A 5,249-nucleotide genomic window follows, 5' to 3' on the forward strand; every position below is an offset into this window, starting at 1 on the left:
CGCGCCGCCGCCTTCGCCGCGGAGGCCTGGGCCCAGGAGATCAACATGACCACCGAGGACGCCCGGGAGGGCCTGCGGGCGTTCGCGGACCGCAGGGCTCCGGAGTTCCGGGGCCGGTGACCCCCTGCCCGGCCCTTCCCATCTGACGCCCCGTCAGTTTCAATGGCGGGGTGATGGGACACGCAGGAGCGGCGGCCGCCGCCGTTCGGTATCTCGGGCCCGGGCCCGTGGAGCCGCTGCCCCGCCCGGAGCTGCGGTGCGTGCGGGAGGACGAGCGGGCACCGGTGGGGCAGGCGGAGTTCCGGCGCGTGCTGGGGAGCTTCGCCAGTGGGGTCACGGTGATCACCGCGCCCGGCACGGAGGGCGGTGCGGGCCCCGCCGGGTTCGCCTGCCAGTCCTTCTCCTCGCTGTCGCTCGACCCGGCCCTGGTGTGCTTCATGGTGGGCCGTACCTCCACGACCTGGCCGCGCATCGCCCGGGCCGGCGTCTTCTGCGTCAACGTGCTCAGCGCCGGCCAGGACGAGCTGTGCCGGCGCTTCGGGGCGCCCGGCGCCGACCGGTTCGCGGGGGTGGCGTACGACCCCGCGCCCGTCTCCGGCTCCCCGCGGCTCGCCGGCGCCGCCGCCTGGATCGACTGCACCGTGCACGCCGTGCACACCGGGGGCGACCACCTCATCGTCGTGGGACGGGTGGACGCCCTCGGCGCGGACGGTACGGCGCAGCCGCTGCTCTTCCACCGGGGGCGGTTCGCGCGGCTCGCCGACGGGTGAGCCCGCCGGTCAGCGCAGGGCCAGCCGCCACAGCGACGTGACCTCGGCGGCGCGGGCCGCGTGCAGCGGGTCGGTCCGGTCGGCCGACCTCGGGTGGCGGGGGCGGGTGTCCGTGCGGCCGGCCACCCGCAGGCCCGCCGCCTCGATCGCCGTCAGCAGGTCGGCGCGGGTCCGCAGGCCCAGGTGTTCGGCCAGGTCGGAGAGGATCAGCCAGCCCTCGCCGGCCGGCTCCAGATGCTCCGGCAGCCCCGCCAGGAAGGCGTGCAGCATCCGGCCGCCGGGGTCGTACACACCCTGCTCCAGCGTGGAGGTGGGGCGGCCCGGGAGCCACGGCGGGTTGCAGACGACCAGTCCGGCCCGGCCGGGCGGGAAGAGGTCCGGCCCGCCGATCGTGACCCGGTCGGCCAGGCCGAGCCGGCACACGGTGTCGAGGGCGCTGGCGCGGGCGCGCGGGCTGATGTCCGTGCCCACCACCCGGCCGACCCCGCGCCGCGCCAGGACGGCGGCGAGGACGCCGGTCCCGGTGCCCAGGTCGAAGGCGGTGTCCGCGGGGGGCAGCGGGGCCCGGGCCACCAGGTCGACGTACTCGGCGCGTACGGGGGCGAAGACGCCGTAGTGCGGGTGGACGCGGGCGTCGAGGGCGGGCACCGGCACGCCCCGCTCACGCCACTGGTGGGCACTCAGGACGCCGAGCAGTTCGCGGAGCGGGACGAGGCGCGGGCCCGCCGGCGGGCCGTAGGCGGCCGTGCAGGCGGCGCGGACGGCGGGGGCGCGGCGCAGCCGCAGGGTGTGGTCCGGCTCCAGCAGGACGGCGAGCCGGCCGAGGACACGGGCGCGGTGGGCGCGGAAGCGGCGGTGGAGGTGGAAGGTCTCGGCGGGGGTGGCGGCCGGCGCCGGGGCCTTGCGGTCGATACGGCGTTCCAGGGCGCGCAGCAGCTGGCGCGCGCCCTGGTAGTCGCCCCGCCACAGCAGTCCGGTGCCCTCGCAGGCGAGCCGGTGCGCGGTGGCGGCGCGGATGCGGTCGTCGGCGACGACGAGGCGGCGGGGTGCGGGCAGTCCGCTCTCAGAGTGCCAGGGGGCGGGCAGGGGGTCGTTCGTGGTCCGGTCGGTCGTCGACACGGTGTGCTCCTCGGGGTGATCCGGCGTGGGCGGGCACGAGGAGCACGTCGAAGAGGACCATGCCGAGTGTCATGAACTTCCCTTTCCGTGACGGTGCGTTCAGGATACGGCGGCGGCGCGTGCGGCCGGTGCGGTGCGCCGGATGACCAGGGACATCAGGGCCGCCGCCGCGCACAGCGTGCCGGCGGCGTACCAGACGACGTCGTAGGAGCCGAAGGCGTCCCGGGCGGCGCCGCCGAGGTAGGCCACGAGGGCCGCGCCGACCTGGTGGGAGGCGAGCACCCAGCCGAAGACGATGGCGCTGTCCTCGCCGAACTGCTCGCGGCACAGGGCCAGCGTGGGCGGGACGGTGGCCACCCAGTCGAGGCCGTAGAAGACGATGAAGAAGATCATCGGGGGGTGGACGGCGGGACCCAGCAGCATCGGCAGGAACAGCAGGGACAGGCCGCGCAGGGCGTAGTAGACGGCGAGCAGCCGACGCGGTTCGAAGCGGTCGGTGAACCAGCCGGAGGCGATCGTGCCGACGACGTCGAAGACGCCGATCACCGCGAGCAGCGAGGCCGCCGTCGTCACGGGCATGCCGTGGTCGTGCTCGGCGGGCACGAAGTGCGTCTGGACCAGGCCGTTGGTGGAGGCACCGCAGATCGCGAAGGTGCCGGCGAGCAGCCAGAAGGTGCCCGTGCGGACGGAGGAGGACAGCACGGAGAGCGTGCGGCGGGCGGCGCCGGTGACCGGGGGCGGCTTGGGGACGAACTCCCGCGCGCCGTAGGGGGCCACGCCGACGTCGGCCGGGTGGTCGCGCAGCAGCAGCCAGACGAAGGGCACCACGGCGAACGCGGACAGGGCGACCGTGACGGCGGCGGGCCGCCAGTGGTGGTGCTCGACGATCCAGGACAGCAGCGGCAGGAAGACCAGCTGGCCGGAGGCGGAGGCCGCGGTGAGAATGCCGCTGACCAGGCCGCGCCGCTCGGTGAACCAGCGGTTGGTGACCGTCGCGGCGAAGGCCAGCGCCATGGAACCGCTGCCCAGCCCCACCAGCAGGCCCCAGCACAGCAGCAGCTGCCAGGCCGCCGTCATCCACACGGTCAGACCCGAGCCGAGCGCGATCACGGTGAGCGCGGCGGCGACCACGCGCCGGATGCCGAAGCGGTCCATCAGCGCGGCGGCGAACGGCGCGGTGAGGCCGTAGAGCGCGAGGTTGACGGAGACGGCCGCACCGATGGTGCCGCGCGACCACCCGAACTCCTGGTGCAGCGGGTCGATGAGCAGGCCGGGCAGGGAACGGAAGGCCGCCGCGCCGGTGATCGTGACGAACGTGACGGCGGCGACGAACCAGGCACGGTGCACACGGCGGCGCCGCGGGGGCGGCAGCTGGACGGGAACCACGGCGGGGCTTGTCTGAGTCACGTCAACAACCCTCCGTCCTCCATGCCCGCGCATCGAGTGGCCGAGAGGTCAGCCTTCGCTATGATCGGGCCATGACCACCGCTGGGGAGTTCCGGCCGCACCGGGTCGCCGTCCTCGCTCTGGACGGGCTGCTGCCCTTCGAGCTGGGCATACCGCATCGGATCTTCGGGCGCCCGCGGGACGCCCGGGGCCGGTATCTGTACGAGGTCGTGACCTGCTCGGTCCGGCCGCCGGGGCCGGTCGAGACGGACGCCGACTTCGCCGTGTACGTCGCGCACGGGCCCGAGGTGCTGGCCACGGCCGACACGGTGATCGTCCCGGCGTCGTACGAACTGGGGCCGGTCTACGACGAGGGCCGGCTCACCGAGGAGCTGGCCGCCGCCCTCGCCCGCATCCGCCCGGGCACCCGGCTCGCCTCCATCTGCACCGGCGCCTACGTCCTCGCCGCCGCCGGCCGCCTCGACGGGCGCCCGGCGACCACGCACTGGGCCGACGCCGAGCGCTTCCAGCGGATGTTCCCGAAGGTCGAGGTGGACCCGGACGTGCTGTTCATCGACGACGGGGACGTGCTGACCTCGGCCGGGGTGGCCGCCGGGATCGACCTGTGCCTGCACATGGTCCGGCGCGACTTCGGCACGGCCGTCGCCAACGACGTGGCCCGCCGCACGGTCGTACCGCCGCACCGCGACGGCGGCCAGGCCCAGTTCATCCACCGCCCGGTCCCCGACCCGCAGCTGGCCACGACGACCGCCGCCCGCGCCTGGGCGCTGGGCCGGCTGCACGAGCCGATCCAGCTGCGGGACATGGCCGAGCAGGAGGCCATGTCGGTGCGCACCTTCACCCGCCGCTTCCGCGAGGAGGTCGGCACCAGCCCCGGCCAGTGGCTCACCCAGCAGCGCGTGGAACGCGCCCGGCACCTGCTGGAGTCGACCGATCTGTCGATGGACCAGGTGGCCCGGGAGTCGGGCTTCGGCACGGCCCAGTCGATGCGCCAGCACCTACAGGCGGCGCTCGGGGTCACCCCCACCGCCTACCGGCGCACCTTCCGCTCCGGCGGCGGCGCCGAGCGGCACGGCGGTGCCGGCACCCGGCGCTGACCGGCCGGCGCGTATCTCCCCCCACCAGCCGACCGAGGTCAGCACCAGGGTCAGGGCCACTCCGGCGAGGATCGCCGTCGAGGGCGCGGCCAGCGGCAGCAGGGCGCCCGCGAGGGAGCCGGTGGCCGCGTAACCCGCGCCGACGGCCGCGTACATCACCGAGTACCCGGCGGCCAGCGCGTCCGGCGGGAGCACCTCGCGCAGCGACAGGTTGCGGGTGAGCATCGCGCCCGACTGGAGCAGCCCCGCCACGGCCAGCGCCGCCGCGATCCCCGGCGCGCCGGGTATCAGGGCGACCGCGGCCACCGCGGCCGACATCCCCGCCATCAGCACCACGCTGCGGGTGCGGAGCCGGCCCGGCCAGGACCGCAGGCCGTACAGGAAGGCGCCGATCGCGGAGGACACCGACATCACCGTGAGCAGCGGGCCCGCCCAGCCCACGGCGATGCCGCGCTGTTCGAGCAGGGCGGGCAGGACGAGTTCGGCGAGGGCCAGCAGGGACAGACCGGCCGCGCCCGTGACGTACACCGGCCAGGCCCGGGCCAGCACCCGCAGCCGCGACGCGCCCCTCCCGACCCGCTCGCCCCGGCGCTCCGGACCGTCCGGACCGTCCGCCGCCCAGCCGGCCGGCAGGACCCACAGGCCCGCCACGGACGCCGCCATCAGCGCGGCGGCGAGCAGCAGCGGGAGGTGAGGGCCGACGCCGAGGGCGAGGCCGGTGACGGTGGCCGGGGAGACGGCCCAGACGCCGAACGTGAGCATCGACTCCACGGACAGCGCCTGGGCCGCCGCGCCCGGCGGGCTGCGCGCGCTGCTCACCTCCCTGGTCCCGGGGCACGCGGCGGCCCAGGCGCTG

General features: G+C 75.9%; 5 protein-coding genes and 1 pseudogene. 3 read left to right on the forward strand and 3 right to left on the reverse strand.

Features of this window, described 5'->3' with window-relative positions; translation table 11 throughout:
- Together CCN44_RS46785 and CCN44_RS34600 are read left to right on the forward strand one after the other, a co-directional pair.
- Positions 1-120, forward strand: a pseudogene (locus CCN44_RS46785) (enoyl-CoA hydratase/isomerase family protein); the annotation flags it as partial.
- Between the two features lie 53 nt (positions 121-173).
- Positions 174-770: a flavin reductase family protein gene (locus tag CCN44_RS34600; protein WP_086702392.1), complete on the forward strand. Its 597-nt coding sequence runs from the start codon at positions 174-176 to the stop codon at positions 768-770.
- A gap of 9 nt (positions 771-779) precedes the next feature.
- Here the strand turns inward: CCN44_RS34600 and CCN44_RS34605 are convergent, their stop codons facing one another.
- Complete coding sequence (locus CCN44_RS34605) at positions 780-1,889, reverse strand: methyltransferase (protein WP_086702395.1); 1,110 nt, start codon at positions 1,887-1,889, stop codon at positions 780-782.
- A 99-nt stretch (positions 1,890-1,988) separates the two neighbouring features.
- A complete protein-coding gene (locus CCN44_RS34610) occupies positions 1,989-3,296 on the reverse strand; it encodes an MFS transporter (protein WP_223283864.1) in 1,308 nt (435 codons plus the stop codon).
- 71 nt (positions 3,297-3,367) lie between these two features.
- Between CCN44_RS34610 and CCN44_RS34615 the strand changes: the two genes are divergently transcribed.
- Positions 3,368-4,393 carry a GlxA family transcriptional regulator gene (locus CCN44_RS34615; RefSeq protein ID WP_086702398.1) on the forward strand — a complete coding sequence of 342 codons (1,026 nt, stop codon included), beginning with the start codon at positions 3,368-3,370 and terminating at the stop codon, positions 4,391-4,393.
- On the opposite strand, the gene CCN44_RS34620 is transcribed toward CCN44_RS34615, so the two are convergent.
- The gene (locus CCN44_RS34620; RefSeq protein ID WP_414820538.1) at positions 4,295-5,155 is read right to left on the reverse strand and encodes a hypothetical protein; all 861 of its coding nucleotides are present in this window, start codon (positions 5,153-5,155) and stop codon (positions 4,295-4,297) included. The genes CCN44_RS34615 and CCN44_RS34620 overlap by 99 nt on opposite strands.
- Between the last annotated feature and the right edge of the window lie 94 nt (positions 5,156-5,249).

The organism is Streptomyces tricolor (assembly GCF_002155905.1).
Taxonomy (GTDB): domain Bacteria; phylum Actinomycetota; class Actinomycetes; order Streptomycetales; family Streptomycetaceae; genus Streptomyces; species Streptomyces tricolor.